Below are 14119 nucleotides of genomic sequence, written 5' to 3'. Positions count from 1 at the left end.
GACGGCGCCGTCAGACTCTCCCCGTCGTCAGACCTTCACCGTGACAGACCTCCACCGTCGTCAGATCCATCCCCCACCGTCGTCAGACCCTCACCGTCTGCTCGTCCGCCGAGGGCTCCGGCACCCTCGCCGAGAGAAACCTCGTCCGGCGGCGGAGTCTGAACCCCAGGGACTCGTAGAGCCTGATGGCGTTGGTGTTGCCCGCGCTTGTGTGCAGGAACGGTGTCTCGCCGCGCTCACGGATGCCGTGCGCGACCGCGAGGACCAGCCGGGTCGCCAGTCCCTGGCCGCGGAAGGCGGGATCGGTGCACACGGCGCTGATCTCGGTCCAGCCCGGTGGGTGCAGCCGCTCACCGGCCATGGCGATCAGAGCACCGCCCCGGCGGATGCCCAGGTAGGTGCCCAGTTCGATGGTGCGCGGCAGGAAGGGGCCCGGCCGGGTGCGCTCGACCAGGTCCAGCATCTCCGGCACGTCGGCCGGGGTGAGCCGTACGGCCTCCGGCTCGGGGGCGGCGGGGATGCCGTCGTCGACGAGCTGCACGCCGTCCAGGCTGAAGGTGATCTCCCAGCCCTCCGGCAGCTCGCCCCGGAAGCCGGGCAGCGGAGCCTCGGCGCCCGGACCCGCGAGCGCCGCAAGGTCGGCCCAGTCGTCGGCGTCGGGATCGTCGGGCAGCCCCACCCACGGGGAGACGTCCGTCGGGTAGCGCAGGACGCGGCCCCGGCGCTCGGCGAAGTGGGCGTGCGGGCCGGTCAGCGAGGCGCGGGCGGGGTTGTCGAGGACGTGCCGGCTGTCACTCATGCGCCGACCTCGATGACGACCTTGCCCCGGGCGTGCCCTTCCTCGACGGCGCGCAGGGCCTCCGCCGCGCGCTCCAGCGGGAAGGTCCGGGTGACCCAGGGGACCAGGTCGCCGCGTACCGCCAGCCGCGCGACCTCGTCGAGCACGGCGGCGGTGCGGACCCGTTTCACGGGCGCCCCGCCCAGCCGCTCGACCTCCTGGTGCGCCGCGGCGGAGATCAGCTTCGACCGGTCGGTCAGCAGGGTCGCGGCTTCCTCCAGTGCGTCACCGCCGACGAGGTCGTAGACGCCGTCCACCCCCTCCGGGGCGGCGGCGCGCACCCGCGCGGCCAGATCCGGGCCCGGCGCGACGTACCCGGCGCCGAGGTCCTCCACGAAGTCCTTCTTGCTCACGCTCGCCGTGCCGATCACGCGCAGCCCGAAGGCGCGGGCGATCTGCGCGGCGGCGACACCGACTCCCCCGCCCACGCCGGTGACCAGCAGGGTCGCACCGGCGGGCAGGTCAAGCTGGCGGATCCCGTCGTACGCGGTGGCCGCGGCGACCGGCAGGACCGCCGCGTCCGTGAAGGACAGTTCCTCGGGCAGGTGTGCGGTCACCTCGGCGGGCAGCAGGGCGTATTCGGCGTATCCGCCGGACACCGTGCTGCCGAAGACCGCGTCCCCGGCCGTGAAACCGGTCACGCCCTCGCCGGCCTCCTCGACGACTCCGGCCACCTCGCTGCCGAAGACGCGGGGGAAGCTCGGCTCATCGGTGTCGCCGGGCCGCCGCAGGCCCGCTCGGAGCTTCCAGTCGACGGGATTCACACCCGCCGCGCGCACCGCGACGAGAATCTGTCCGGGGCCGGGACTCGGCCGCTCCACGTCGACGAAGGCCTCGGTCTCCGGGCCGCCGAACCGCGTGTATGCGTACGCCTTGGGCATGTCCTGCCTCACTCTCCTCCGCTGTCGCCGGACCCGCCGGTCCAGGAGCCACCGGCGCAGGTCACTACTGACCAAGGAAGATCACATGGCCGCTATTCCCGGGCGGCCGGAGAGTTCATCCGTCCGCAATGATCGGGGCCCGCATCCGCGAAGATCCCGGGCCCACGACCGCATGACCGGGAGCGGCGACCGCATGACCGGGGCCGCCGGCCGACCTCACCGGCGGGCGCGCCTGGATCGCCTTCGAGCACGACGGCACGCCGCTGCCGGCCGTGGGCGGACGAGGTGCCATCCGCCGGTGGCTTACCGAGTTGCCGGCCACTGCTCTCACGCCGCAGAGCCGATACAACACAGCGCACACAATCCGATTACCGACCGATGGAACGGAGCAACTATGGAAATCGCGACGGTGTGGCTAAATTTCTATTCAATCGAATCCGACTGGACGGCCATGGATCCCGGGTAGCCGTATCGAACTGAATTCAGTAGCGGCCCACAGAGCGGGCTCACGCGATCATCCTGGTGCACATCGACGGCCATGTCGCTGATATTCCCGCGATTACCGCATTCGCCGAGCCGCGGGGGCCGGCGGTCGTCCAGGACGCGGCACAGGCACAGGGTGCGACGTGGTGCGGCCGCGGGCTCGGTGAACTCGGTGGCACGGCGAGCGAGTCCACCGTCCCGCTCCCTCACCCAAGAACGAGGAGTACAAACCGTGAACCGATCCGAATTTCCGCAGAGCGTCGACCTGCTCGTCGTCGGCAGCGGCCCGGTCGGGGCGGCGATCGCACGCCAGGTCTACGAGACGGTGCCGTCGGCCCGCGTACTCATGGTGGAGCTGGGCCCGCGCCTGACCCCGCAGGTGGGTCTGCACGTGACCAACCTCCCTCCGCAGAAGCGGCGTGACGCACAGGCCGAATCCCAGGGACGCGATCCCGAGACAGGGCCGTGTGAAGAGCAGGCTCTGGTGAAGAAGTACGCCGATCGCGGCACGCACCTGGTCAGACCGCGGTGCGACCAAGACTCGGAGCAGGAGGGGATGCCGGCCGCAGTGATGTCCAGCAATGTGGGTGGCATGGGCGTGCACTGGGCGTGCGCCACCCCCCGTCCACTGGACAGCGAGCGCGTCCCGTTCCTCGCTGACGAGGAGTTCGAGACTTCACTCGAGGTCGCCGAGGACCTTCTCAACGTGACGCAGAAGGCATTCGATCCAACGGAGGGGGGACGATTCGTGGAGCAGACCTTGAGCGATCTCTTCGACGCTGAATACCCCGCGGGTCGTGCCGTTGAGCCGATGCCCCTGTCCTGCGTCCCCCGGCCCGGAAAGGTGCCGCTGTGGGGCGGCACAGACATCATTCTTCGGGGGCTGCCCACCGACGACTCTGTTTTCGCTGACTTCACCGAAGCGCAGCGCGATGGTGGAGACGGCGGCTTCCGCATCGCAGCCGAGACCATCTGCCGCCGTGTGCTGTTCAAACGGGGCCGGGCCACCGGCGCAGTATTGGAGCACCTGCCTACCGGTATCGTCCGCACCGTACGGGCAAGGACCGTGGCAGTGGCAGCGGACGCGCTGCGTACCCCCCAACTGCTGTGGGCTTCCGGAATCCGCCCACGCGCCCTCGGCCGGTATCTCAACGACCAGCCCAAGATCGTAAGCTCCGTGCAGGCCGAGAACGGGCCGACCGTCGGGGCGGTACGGGACTCGTCTCGGTTCACTGAAATCCGCGATCTGCAGACCGGCCGGTTTTGGGTGCCCTTCACCGATCCGGGTCGGCCGCGTCACGGCCAGGTCATGACAGTTGACACTTCGTCGGTCGAGGGGCTCGATCCCGCGCTGTTCGCCGGTATGAACTGGTACTGCGCGAAGGAGATCCAGCCCGACGACCGGGTCGAGTTCTCCGACACCGAGGTCGACGCCTACGGCATGCCGAAGATGACCATTCACCACTCCCTGACGAGCCGTGACCGCGAGCAGATCGCTCTGGCGGTGCGGGATCAGGAGTCCGTCGCGGCCGCCCTGGGTCCGTTCCTGCCCGGTAACGAGCCGACCCTGTACCCGTCCGGCAGTTCCAAGCACTACCAGGGCTCCACTCGGATGGGTCCGGTGGACGACGGCACCTCGGTGTGCGACACGTACTCCCGGGTGTGGGGTTTTGAGAACCTCTATGTGGGTGGCAACGGCGTGATCCCGACCTCCACCGCCAGCAATCCGACGCTGTTCAGTGTGGCCCTTGCCGTACGCGCTGCGGACTCCATAGGAGCGCAGTTGGCCCGTGGCTGAGGAGGCGAACGGTCTCGAAGCCCGGCCGTGGGGCCGGGCTTCGAGAGCGGTGCTACAGGGTTCGTTCGAGGCGGTCCGCCACCAGTTTCACGAAACGGGACGGCTCGGCCGGCTGGCCGCCTTCCGCCAGGACGGCCAGGCTGTAGAGGAGTTCGGCGACCTCGGTCAGGGCTGAGGCGTCCTCGTCTCGGCCGTGGGCCGCGTTGAGGGAGCTCACCAGCGGGTGCCCGGGGTTGAGTTCGAGGATGCGCTTGGTCTTCGGGACCTCCTGGCCCATCGACCTGTACAGGTTCTCCAGGGCGGGGGTCGGACCGTCCGTGTCGGAGACCACGCAGGCCGGGGAGACGGTGAGGCGGGAGGAGAGCCGTACGTCCTTGACCTCCTCGGCCAGTTGCCGTGACATCCAGGCGAGCAGAGCGGCGTACTCCTCACTCCGCTTCTCCTTCTCGGCGTCGGCCGACTCGTCGTCCTCGGTCGCGTCGAGGTCGATCTCGCCCTTGGCGACCGAGCGGAGCGTCTTTCCGTCGTACTCCCCCACCATGTCGACCCACACCTCGTCGACCGGGTCGGTGAGCAGGAGCACCTCGATGCCCTTGGCCCGGAACGCCTCCATGTGGGGGGAGTTCTCGATGGCGGGGCGCGAGTCGCCGGTCATGTAGAAGATGGCGTTCTGGCCCTCCTTCATCCGCTCCGCGTATGCCTTGAGGGTCGTCGGCTCATCGGCGTCGCGGGACGTCGCGAAGGAAGCGGCGGTCAGGATGGCGTCGCGGTTGGCGGAGTCGGTGATCAGGCCCTCCTTGAAGACCGCGCCGAACTCCCGCCAGAACGTGGCGTAGCGGTCGGGGGCCGACGACATCATGTCCTTCACCGTGGACAGGATCTTCTTCGTCAGACGGCGCTGCATCATCAGGATGTGACGGTCCTGCTGAAGGATCTCCCGGGAGACGTTCAGGGAGAGGTCCAGGGCGTCCACCACGCCCTTGACGAAGCGGAGGTAGGGCGGGAGCAGTTCCTCGCAGTCGTCCATGATGAAGACGCGCTTGACGTAGAGCTGGACGCCGCGCTGGTGGCCCTGGGTGAACAGGTCGTGCGGGGCGTGGGAGGGGATGTAGAGGAGTGCCTGGTACTCGAAGGTGCCCTCGGCCACGAGGCGGACGGTCTCCAGGGGGTCGCGCCAGTCGTGGCTGATGTGCTTGTACAGCTCGTGGTACTCGTCGTCCGACACCTCGCCGCGGGGGCGGGCCCACAGCGCCTTCATCGAGTTCAGTGTCTCGGGCTCGGGCTCGGCGGTTTCCCCGCCCTCGGGCTTCCCGGGGGCCAGGCGGATCGGCCAGGTGATGAAGTCCGAGTAGCGCTTGACGGTTTCCCGGATCTTCCAGGGGGCGGTGAAGTCGTGCAGCTGGTCCTCGGGATCGGCCGGTTTGAGGTGAAGGGTGACGGAGGTGCCCTGCGGAGCCTCGTCGACGGCCTCCAGGGTGTACGTGCCCTCGCCGCGTGACGTCCAGCGGGTGCCCGTCGTCTCACCGGCGCGGCGGGTGAGCAGGGTGACCTCGTCGGCGACCATGAAGGACGAGTAGAAGCCCACGCCGAACTGGCCGATGAGCCCGTCGGCGCCGGCGCCGTCCTGCGCCTCGCGCAGTTTCTTCAGGAACGCGGCGGTGCCCGAGTGGGCGATGGTGCCGATGAGCTGGGCGACCTCGTCGTACGACATCCCGATGCCGTTGTCCCGCACGGTGAGGGTACGGGCGTCCTGGTCGATGTCGATCTCGATGTGCAGGTCGGAGACATCGGCGCCCGCGGCGTCGTCCCGCAGGGCGGCCAGACGCAGCTTGTCCAGCGCGTCCGACGCGTTGGAGACCAGCTCCCGCAGGAAGACATCCTTGTTCGAGTAGATGGAGTGGATCATCAGGTGGAGCAACTGACGTGCCTCCACCTGGAACTCAAACGTTTCGGTCGCCATGGTTCGCAAGTACCTCACAGGTCAGCTGATTCGACGGAAACCGACAGTACCGGTCCCGTCACTGTAGATCGGCGGTGCTGGGGAGACCCGCAGATCTCTGGGCTTCGGCGGATTCCGGCCGTCCTCGTGGGGGTGTCGGGAGAGCCCTGCTGATCCCGTGGGGGGTCTCCGGGAGGGCCAAAGAGCCAAAGGCCGGGAGAATTTAGTGATTTGCGGGTGCCGGGTGGTCTTCACTGGGATCGTGACGGCGGGTGGCACGTGACGCTGGCCGCCCCGCCGTCAGACCGACGCATGCTCAGGGAAGGGATGTCATGTCGCATATCGCCGACGACGCCACCACGGACTGGATCCGCCGGTATCACCCCTCCGCCGACAGCGACGTGCGGCTGGTGTGCTTTCCGCACGCGGGGGGTTCGGCCAGCTTCTTCCATCCGGTCTCGACACGTTTCACGCCGGACGCCGATGTCGTGGCGCTTCAGTATCCGGGGCGTCAGGACCGGCGCAGGGAGCCGTGCGTCGAGGACATCGGCGAGCTGGCCGACCGGCTGTGCGAGGAGCTTCAGGGGCTGAGCGAGAAGCCCACGGTGTTCTTCGGGCACAGCATGGGTGCCGTGCTGGCCTTCGAGGTGGCGGTGCGGCTGGAGGCGCTGGGCGCGAACCCGCCGCGGACCGTGATCGCCTCCGGTCGGCGGGCACCGTCCAGTGTCCGTGACGAGCAGGTGCACCGTCGCGACGACGAGGGTGTGGTCGCCGAGTTGCGGCTGCTGAACGGCACTGACTCCGCCGTGTTCGGCGACGACGAATTGCTGCGGATGGCGCTGCCCGCGATCCGGGGCGACTACCGGGCCATCGAGACGTACCGGTGCCAGGAGGGGCGCCGGGTGCGCTGTGCGATCACGGTCCTGACGGGTGACGCCGACCCGCGCACCTCGCCGGAGGAGGCGTCGGCGTGGCAGAAACACACTGCCGGGGCGTTCCGCCTTCAGGCTTTTCCGGGCGGGCACTTCTTCCTCGCGGATCACCAGAGCGCCGTCAACGCCGAGATCCAGAAGGAACTCGACGCCGCCCGCGCGGCGCTGTCCTGAGCGGATCGCGCTCTTCGCGGCCTTGCGGGCGGGTCTCAGACCTGTCTTGCGGAGGTGGTCCGGGCGCTTCCGGTCGCGCTGGCAGGCGCGACCGGAAGCATCACTCGGACACGAACTCCGCGCGGACCCTGGGCGGCCACTGGCCCACGCCGAAAACTCCCATGGAGTAGCTCTTCGATATCAGCGCGGGGCGGTTGGTGACCTTCATCTTCCGCAGCAGTGAGGAGACGTGGTACTCGACGCCGCCTCGGCTGAGGAAGAGCTTGGCGGCGAGCTGGACCGTGGACTCGCCGGCGGCCACGCCCTCCAGGATCCGGGCGTGCATGGGGCTGAACAGCTTGCGGCGGGCGCTGACGATCTGCGGTCCGGTCCCGGACTCCTGCGGGTCGACGAGCACGAGGATGCGGTCGACGCGGCCGGCGCCGCTGCGGACGGCGATTCCGGTCACCTCACCGATGAAGACGGCGTCCTCCGCGTCCAGAGCGACCAAGTGGTCGGCGAACCGGGGGCTCTGGCCGTCCGCCAGGCGGATCAACTCATTCTTGAGTTTTCCCTCCACACTGGGGTGCAGGAACTCGCAGAAACTCTGTCCCGTGCCCGGCTGTGGAGCCCAGCCGAACCGCCGGGCGAATGGCTGGTTGGCTTCCAGTATTCTGAATTCCAGATCCAGATTTGCCATACACATGAAGGACTGCTCAAAAAGCGCCCAGTAGCTTTCTCGATATGATTCCGAGTCCCAGCTCTGAATCACGTGGGGGAGCTTCGCTGCGGAGTCGAGGCCGGTGATGTTCATGGGGGGTGGGCCACTCTCTTTCGGAGAAAATGAAAAGCAGCGGCATTTTGTTCGAGTGGAGTGTTATCTCGTCAACGACAATGTCATCCACCGAAAGTCCAGTCAAGGCTGGGAAGGCTGCGACCACGACCTTTGCACCTAAGACTGTGGTTCCCGCAGTCGATGGTTCGGTACCCTTGCGGGACCGCAACCCCGGTAATTCCGAGGGGGCAAGAGCCTTCTGTCATATGCCTCCGGCGACAACCCGCTCCGAGCGGAGGCACTGCACGTAGGGGCAGCTCAGGCATGAGCTGTGGCAACACGCGGAACGACCGGCGAACCGGGCCCGGCGGGCCACGGCCACCGACCCTGAAACGCTTGGGAAACAATACGGAACCACAAAACGACCCAGCCGTCACGACCGGGTCGTTCAACAGCAGGGTGAAGCCCTGCTTCAGGGGCGGGGCAACAGGCCCGAGGAATCCATCCCCAGCACCTGGATCAACTCGTCCCGTCCGGTGATCCCGAATTTTCGATAGGCACCCGTGAGATGTTTTTCCACGGAGCGCACGGAGGTGCCCAGTTCGGTGGCGATCTCACGGTTCGTCAATCCCGCGGCGGCCCGTTCCGCGACGTCCTTCTCGGATCGTGTGAGGCCGGCCAGGACAGCCCTGGCAGGGCGTTCGGTTTTCCCGGAGTTCCCGGAGAGGGAGCTGTCCTGTAATTCGGCGGCCAGACGTCTGCCCTGGTTCAGGACGCGGCCGCCGTCGCGGTGGGATGTTTCCTGGAGGCGTCGGCCCAGGGCAATGAGGGCCTGCGCGTATTCAAAGCGATTGCCCCGCGTTTCCAGCGTTGCCGCGGCCTCGCGCAGAAGGGCGATGCCGCGGGGCCCCTCGGTAAGGGTGCCGAGCAGGCGCAGGACCCGGGCCAGGATGGTGGGCGCGCCCCAGGCCCGGGCGCGTTCATGGCACTGTTCGACCAGGGTGAGCGCCTCGGCGGTGCGGCCGAGACGCTGCTGGAGCTGGGCGGCGCGCAGTTGCCAGTCGGCCATCGCGGGGTTGTGCCAGCCGGATCGTTCCAGCGCTCCGCCGGAGTCGAGGTAGAGGGTGAGTGCCGCTCGCAGGTCTCCCTGTGATTCGGCGCGTACGGCGCGCATGGCCCGGCCCAGGGCGGCCAGTCGCTGGTCGGTGAAGACCCCCAGAGTCCTGTTGGCCTGCGCGGCGAGGTCCGCGTCGGCCGTCTCCAGGGCGACCAGGCCGAGAGTGCGGCCGGGGTGCAGCCGCTGCTCGGGTGGGGCGTGGGGGACGAGGGCGTCGGCGCGCAGGCCGCACTCGCGAGCCCGGGCGATCTCGCCCCGGGCGAGCAGGAGCAGTCCGCGCTGCGCCTCGGCCCGCGCCCGGAGGGCAGGGGTTCCCTCGCGCTTGGCGAGCAGGTGTACGGCGTCGAGCCAGGGCTCCCCGTCCTCGGGCGCGTCAACGGTGTAGAAGACCTGGGGAAGCATGTCCAGGGCGGGGCCGGGGAGCGCAGCGTGCGCGGGTTCGCGTTCGAGAATCTGCCGGGCCATGCGCCGCACCTCGTGGTGCGGGAGCTGTCCGCCCATGGCCGCCGCGTACACCAGGACCGTACGCAATTCCTGCTCGGCGGCGCTGGGCTCGCCGTGCGGTTCGCCCAGTTCGCGCAGGCGGCGGGGGGCCGAGGCGATCAGCCGGGGGTCGCCGAGTCCGGCGTAGCGGTCGCGGGCCTCCAGCAGCATCACCAGGTGCCGGCCACGCTGGTCTCCCTCGCGCGGGGTGCCGAGTCCGGCGGCCGTCTCGCGGACCAGGTCGGCGAGTTGGGGGTCGCTGCCGACGATGTGCAGGGGGGCGCTGGAAATGATCTCAGCGCGGCGACGGAGGCCCGGCATCAGGTGGGCGGCCTGGATGAGGTGGCGGCCGGCCGGGCCGGCGCCGGACTCGGATTCGGATTCGGTCAGGCCGAGTTCGTAGAGGAGTTCGGCGCGGACATGGCTGGCGGCCGGTACGTCGGCGAGGGCCCGGCGGAGATAGCGCGCGGCATCCTGGGGGGCGCCGCGGTCGCGGGCGGCGGCAGCGGCGGCGCGCAGTTGGTGGATCTCCCAGGAGGCATCGAGCCGGTCGACGTGGAGCAGGGGTGCGACCACGTACTCGGGTCCGGCGCCGCACTCGTCGAGCAGCACGGATGCCTCGCGGTGCAGCCGGGAGTTGTCCTCTTCGGACAGGGCGCCCAGGATGAGCACCGCGTTCGCGCGCACGAGGGTCGCGGGGTCGCCGTCGTACGCGTCGGGCCGGACGTGGGCAAGGATGTCGCGGACATGTTCGCAGCGGTCGGCGCTGAGGCCGGCGAGCCGGACCACGAGTTCGTCGGTGGCCCGCTCGCCGAGGACGGCGGTCGCCTGTGCGTACGCCTCCACGTCGGGTTCGCGGCGCAGCAGTGACAGCAGCCGTTCGCGGAACAGGGACTCGCCGAGTTCGCGCAGTTCTGCGGTGTGCCAGAGGGGTGCGCCCAGGCGCCTGAGGCGGGCGCGGTCGCACAGCACTTTGACGTCCTTGGGCCGTCCGCCGGTGATGTCGTGGCAGGTGTGCGCGAAGTCCTCGGGGCAGTACGGGCCGAGGCGGGCGGCGACCATGCGGGCGGTGGCGGGGCGTGACAGGTTGCGGGCGCGGACCCGGTGGGTGGCCATGGCGGCGATCCCGCTGACGACCGGGTCGCGTGCGGCGAGGCCGTCCTTGCGGACGAGGCCCAGCAGGACCGGCAGTCCGTCCAGGCGGGCGGCGAGGTGGGCGATGGCGTGCAGGGAGAGCCGGTCGGCCCAGCTGACGTCGTCGACGGTGAGCAGCACGGGGCGCTCGGCGCCGACTTCGGCGAGCAGGATGTGCAGTCCGTGCAGTGTCTCGGCGAGGGCGGCGGGTGCGATGTCCGCCGCGGTGCCGTCCTCGGGACGGGCCGTGAGGCCGGCGGCGAAGCGCGGTGTGCGGTCGGCGCGGTCGGCGATCAGCGGCAGGAACAGCTGTCGTACGACGCCGAACTGCACGGAGCGCTCGCTGGGTGTTCCGGCGCCGCGCAGCACGAGTGCGCCGGAGTCGGCGGCGAGGTCGGCCAGCCGGCCCAGCAGTGCGGTGGTGCCCGTGCCGGCGCGGCCGTCGATGAGGACGAGGCCACCGGCACCGGACCGGGCCCGTGCGACGGCTTCGGCGAGGGTGGTCAGTTCCTGTTCGCGTTCCAGTAACACGTGTCAGCCGACCTCGTGTGCCGCGCGCAGTCGCGCGGCGAGGGCGGCGCGGCCCTTGATGGCGAGCTTGCGGTAGATCCCGGTCAGGCGCAGTTCGATGGTCCGGGTGGACAGGCCGAGCCGGGCGGCGATGTCCCGGTTGGCGAGGCCCGCGAGCACCAAGTCGGCGAGGTCGCGTTCGGCGGCGGTCAGGGCCTGTTCGCCGCTGCCGGTGCCCATGGGTTCGGCGGTGCGGGGTGCGGGGACGGCGGGCAGGCCGACGCCGTAGCGGGCGAAGGTGTCGTGCGTACGCGCCCGTACGGCGGCGCAGGTGGCGGGGGTGCCCCAGGCTTCGGCGATCCGGTCCTCCTCGGCGATCAGCGCGGTGGCGGTCACGGAGGCGCCGAGGAGGTGGTGGGCGACGGCGGCGGTGCCGCGCCAGGGGACGAGCAGCGGGTTGCGCCAGCCCTTCGACTCCAGCAGCCGGCCGCTCTCCTCCAGCAGCAGCAGCGCGTGGGCGGCGTCCCCGTGGACGAGGGCCAGTTCGGCCTGTGCGTAGAGCAAGAAGGCGGAAGAGACGCCGTGGTATTCGGTGTCGGCGGCGGCGCGCCGGGCCTCGTCGAGGCGTCCGCACCGGATCAGGGCGAGAATCCGGGCGCCGGTGAGCCGGGGCAGCAGCAGCGGGTGCCAGGAGGCGGGCGGGAGAGTGGCGGCGGCAGCGACGAGGTCGCCCAGGGCGTCGCCGGGGCGGCCCTGCCGGACGGTGACCTCGGCGCGGCTGAGCAGCGCCCGCGCAGCGGCGGCGCGGGCGTCGACACGCCCGGCGTCGGTGATGACGGCGGCGAGCGCGGCACGGCCGCCACTGATGTCGTCGGCACACAGCAGGGCGCGGGCAGCGGCGATGCGGCACATCAGCGGGATCGCGGCGGGCCGTTCGAGGGCGGCGCGGGCCAGGGTGAGGGCGTGGTCGCGGTGGTCGGCCCGGACGGCGGCGGTCCAGGCGAGGACGGCCGCCTGGGCGGGGTGACCGGGGTGTTCGGTGCCGGCCGGGGGTGGGGCGACGAGGGGCGGGCCGCTCTTCTCGTCCTCGGCGAGCCGGGCAAGGGCGCGCAGGGCGTCAAGTTGCGCGTCGGGGATGGTCGCCAGTGCTCCTTGGTGGACGTCGGCGATGGTCAGACGGGTGCTCTCGGCGTCGCCGCGGCACAGCAGGAGGTCGGCGGCGTGCAGGACGGCGGGCCAGGTCTCCGGCCGGGCGTATCGGAGCATGACCTGGCGCAGCCGCCCGTCGCTGGCCTGGGGGGTGGTGACGGCCTCGATGGTGGCGAGGCGGGTGAGCAGTCCGGCGCGTTCGGCGACGGTCATCGGCTCGCGCAGGGCGTGCCGCAGGGCGGTGGTGGTGAGGTCGGCCGCGGTGCCGTCGCGCCGGACCGCGGGGTTGGCCTCGGCGGCTGCTGCCCAGGGGCGGACCAGGCCGATCACGGCGCCGAGCATGTCGGCGATGGTGCCGATGCGAACGCGGTGGCCGCTGCGCAGTGCGGCGGCCTTCAGTTGGAGGACATCGCGTGCGGTGCGGGTCATGCCGGCGAGGACGTCGTCGGCGAAGGAGGCGTGGCGCAGCCGGGGCGGGTCGCTGTCGGCGAGCAGGCCGCAGCCGCGCAGCGTGTCCAGGGCCTCGGCGTGGTCGGTGGCGGACAGTCCGGTCACGGTGGCGATGCCGGCGGGGTCGAGGACGGTGCCGACGGCGGCCAGGGCGCGCAGCAGGCAGACGGCGTTGTCGGACAGGCCCTGTGTGGTGGCGAGGGCGTGCTGCGACCAGGCCGCGCGGGCGGTGGCGATGAGTGGTGGGATGGCGTCCGTGGTCAGGGGCCTGTCGAGCGTCGCGATGTGGTCGGCGACGGCGCACAGGACGGCCGGGGCTCCGTCGGCGAGAGCGGACACGGCGCGCACGGACGGGGGGAGGGGGCGGCCCGCGCGCTGCTCCAGGAGGCGGTGCGCCTCGTCCGGTGGGAGGGGTTCGAGCCGTAACGTCGTCTGGGCCGGGCAGGGTTGCGCGCGGTCGAGGACGCCGGTGGGCGCCAAGACCTGGCGGATGGGTACGGGCGAGGTGACGAGAGCGAGGATCGAGCCATGGTGGATGCGCCTGCCGAGTTCGACGAGCCAGCGCAGCGAGTCGGGGTCGGCGAGGTGGACGTCGTCCACGGCGAGCAGGACGGGCCGGTCGGAGGACTCGGCGAGAAGGGCGTCGCACATCCCGGCGACGGCGGTGGTGAGGTGGGTACCGCGGTCGAGTCCGGCGGCGAACGAGGAGATCCAGGCGGGTGACCCGAGGGAAGACATCAACTGGGTGACGGCGGCGTGGGGGATGCGGGACTCGCAGGGGTTGCAGCGGGCGACGCCGACGGTCAGACCGGCGGCACGGGCGCGGGTGACGGCCCAGTCGAGTACCGCGCTGCGTCCGACGCCGACGGGCCCGGTGACCACGACGAGGTCCGAGGATCCATGGTCGAGTCCGCCCACGAGGGTGTCGACGGTGTCGAGTACGGCGTCCCGGCCGACGAGGGCGGTGGGCGCGAACGCGGGCGTCGTCGTCATGCGCACGCCTGGGCGGAGTGGGCATGCCCGGCGGTGGCGGCTGCGGCTATGAATTCCGCTCCACGGACGACAAGCTCTGCGGCGTCATCTCCGGTCTGAAAAACCAGTTCGCCGACAACCATTGGAGACACGTTTGCACGACCCCCTCGGATGAGTATCTTCCCATCGTTGCGCCGTAACGCTAAGCCTGGTGCGCGTCGTTGTACGGTCCACCTGTGCACCGGGTCATTCCTCACAGCGCACCGGGTGTTCCGTGCGCCGTGAAGACAACACAAACGTCGCTTTTCATGCGGCCGTTGAGAGATACCGAGCCGCGCGCGGGCCTTGGTGACCGAGCCTGGTGCGGGCCCAACGTCGCTTCCGTAGTGTGATCTTGGTCGGGTAGGGTTCTGATCTTGTGGCGAGTGGGCACATAGCTGGTGAGACATACCCCGAGCGGACACGGATGGGGCTGCTGTCGCGGACCTTTACGCCGGAGTTGGTG

Annotated in this window: 8 protein-coding genes and 1 pseudogene; 3 read left to right on the top strand and 6 right to left on the bottom strand. The window is 70.4% G+C overall.

Features of this window, described 5'->3' with window-relative positions:
- Positions 1–82 precede the first annotated feature (82 nt).
- Both ACWD5Q_RS05300 and ACWD5Q_RS05295 read right to left on the bottom strand, forming a co-directional pair.
- On the bottom strand, positions 83–799 hold the full coding sequence (locus tag ACWD5Q_RS05300) for a GNAT family N-acetyltransferase (RefSeq protein WP_451425665.1): 717 nt from the start codon (positions 797–799) through the stop codon (positions 83–85).
- Positions 796–1719 (bottom strand): NADP-dependent oxidoreductase, encoded by a 924-nt coding sequence (locus ACWD5Q_RS05295; protein ID WP_451425664.1) that lies wholly within the window; start codon positions 1717–1719, stop codon positions 796–798. The genes ACWD5Q_RS05300 and ACWD5Q_RS05295 overlap by 4 nt, the downstream gene beginning before the upstream one ends.
- Before the next feature lie 522 nt (positions 1720–2241).
- Here ACWD5Q_RS05295 and ACWD5Q_RS05290 point away from each other — a divergent pair.
- Together ACWD5Q_RS05290 and ACWD5Q_RS05285 are read left to right on the top strand one after the other, a co-directional pair.
- A pseudogene (locus ACWD5Q_RS05290) lies at positions 2242–2334 on the top strand (hypothetical protein); the annotation flags it as partial.
- A 31-nt stretch (positions 2335–2365) separates the two neighbouring features.
- Positions 2366–4000, top strand: a complete 1635-nt coding sequence (locus tag ACWD5Q_RS05285) for a GMC oxidoreductase (protein ID WP_451425663.1) — start codon at positions 2366–2368, stop codon at positions 3998–4000.
- Between the two features lie 52 nt (positions 4001–4052).
- On the opposite strand, the gene htpG is transcribed toward ACWD5Q_RS05285, so the two are convergent.
- Positions 4053–5960: a molecular chaperone HtpG gene (gene htpG, locus ACWD5Q_RS05280; protein ID WP_451425662.1), complete on the bottom strand. Its 1908-nt coding sequence runs from the start codon at positions 5958–5960 to the stop codon at positions 4053–4055.
- Positions 5961–6271: 311 nt separating this feature from the next.
- Here htpG and ACWD5Q_RS05275 point away from each other — a divergent pair, with 311 nt between their 5' ends.
- Positions 6272–7045, top strand: a complete 774-nt coding sequence (locus ACWD5Q_RS05275) for a thioesterase II family protein (RefSeq protein ID WP_451425661.1) — start codon at positions 6272–6274, stop codon at positions 7043–7045.
- A gap of 100 nt (positions 7046–7145) precedes the next feature.
- Here ACWD5Q_RS05275 and ACWD5Q_RS05270 read toward each other — a convergent pair whose 3' ends face one another.
- From ACWD5Q_RS05270 to ACWD5Q_RS05260, 3 genes are all read right to left on the bottom strand, one after another.
- On the bottom strand, positions 7146–7838 hold the full coding sequence (locus ACWD5Q_RS05270; RefSeq protein ID WP_451425660.1) for a LuxR C-terminal-related transcriptional regulator: 693 nt from the start codon (positions 7836–7838) through the stop codon (positions 7146–7148).
- Positions 7839–8271: 433 nt separating this feature from the next.
- Positions 8272–11064, bottom strand: a complete 2793-nt coding sequence (locus tag ACWD5Q_RS05265) for an AAA family ATPase (protein WP_451425659.1) — start codon at positions 11062–11064, stop codon at positions 8272–8274.
- Positions 11065–11067: 3 nt separating this feature from the next.
- On the bottom strand, positions 11068–13635 hold the full coding sequence (locus tag ACWD5Q_RS05260; RefSeq protein ID WP_451425658.1) for an AAA family ATPase: 2568 nt from the start codon (positions 13633–13635) through the stop codon (positions 11068–11070).
- Positions 13636–14119 lie beyond the last annotated feature (484 nt).

The organism is Streptomyces sp. NPDC002513 (assembly GCF_053595355.1).
Note: the sequence above shows the minus strand (reverse complement) of the source record. Positions and strands in the feature narration are given on the sequence as shown.

Bases quoted from the DNA above. Each gene is read 5' to 3' on its own strand.
- ACWD5Q_RS05300 (WP_451425665.1), bottom strand. From the start codon at position 799: ATGAGTGACAGCCGGCACGTCCTCGACAACCCCGCCCGCGCCTCGCTG.
- ACWD5Q_RS05295 (WP_451425664.1), bottom strand. From the start codon at position 1,719: ATGCCCAAGGCGTACGCATACACGCGGTTCGGCGGCCCGGAGACCGAG.
- htpG (WP_451425662.1), bottom strand. From the start codon at position 5,960: ATGGCGACCGAAACGTTTGAGTTCCAGGTGGAGGCACGTCAGTTGCTC.
- ACWD5Q_RS05275 (WP_451425661.1), top strand. From the start codon at position 6,272: ATGTCGCATATCGCCGACGACGCCACCACGGACTGGATCCGCCGGTAT.
- ACWD5Q_RS05270 (WP_451425660.1), bottom strand. From the start codon at position 7,838: ATGAACATCACCGGCCTCGACTCCGCAGCGAAGCTCCCCCACGTGATT.
- ACWD5Q_RS05260 (WP_451425658.1), bottom strand. From the start codon at position 13,635: ATGACGACGACGCCCGCGTTCGCGCCCACCGCCCTCGTCGGCCGGGAC.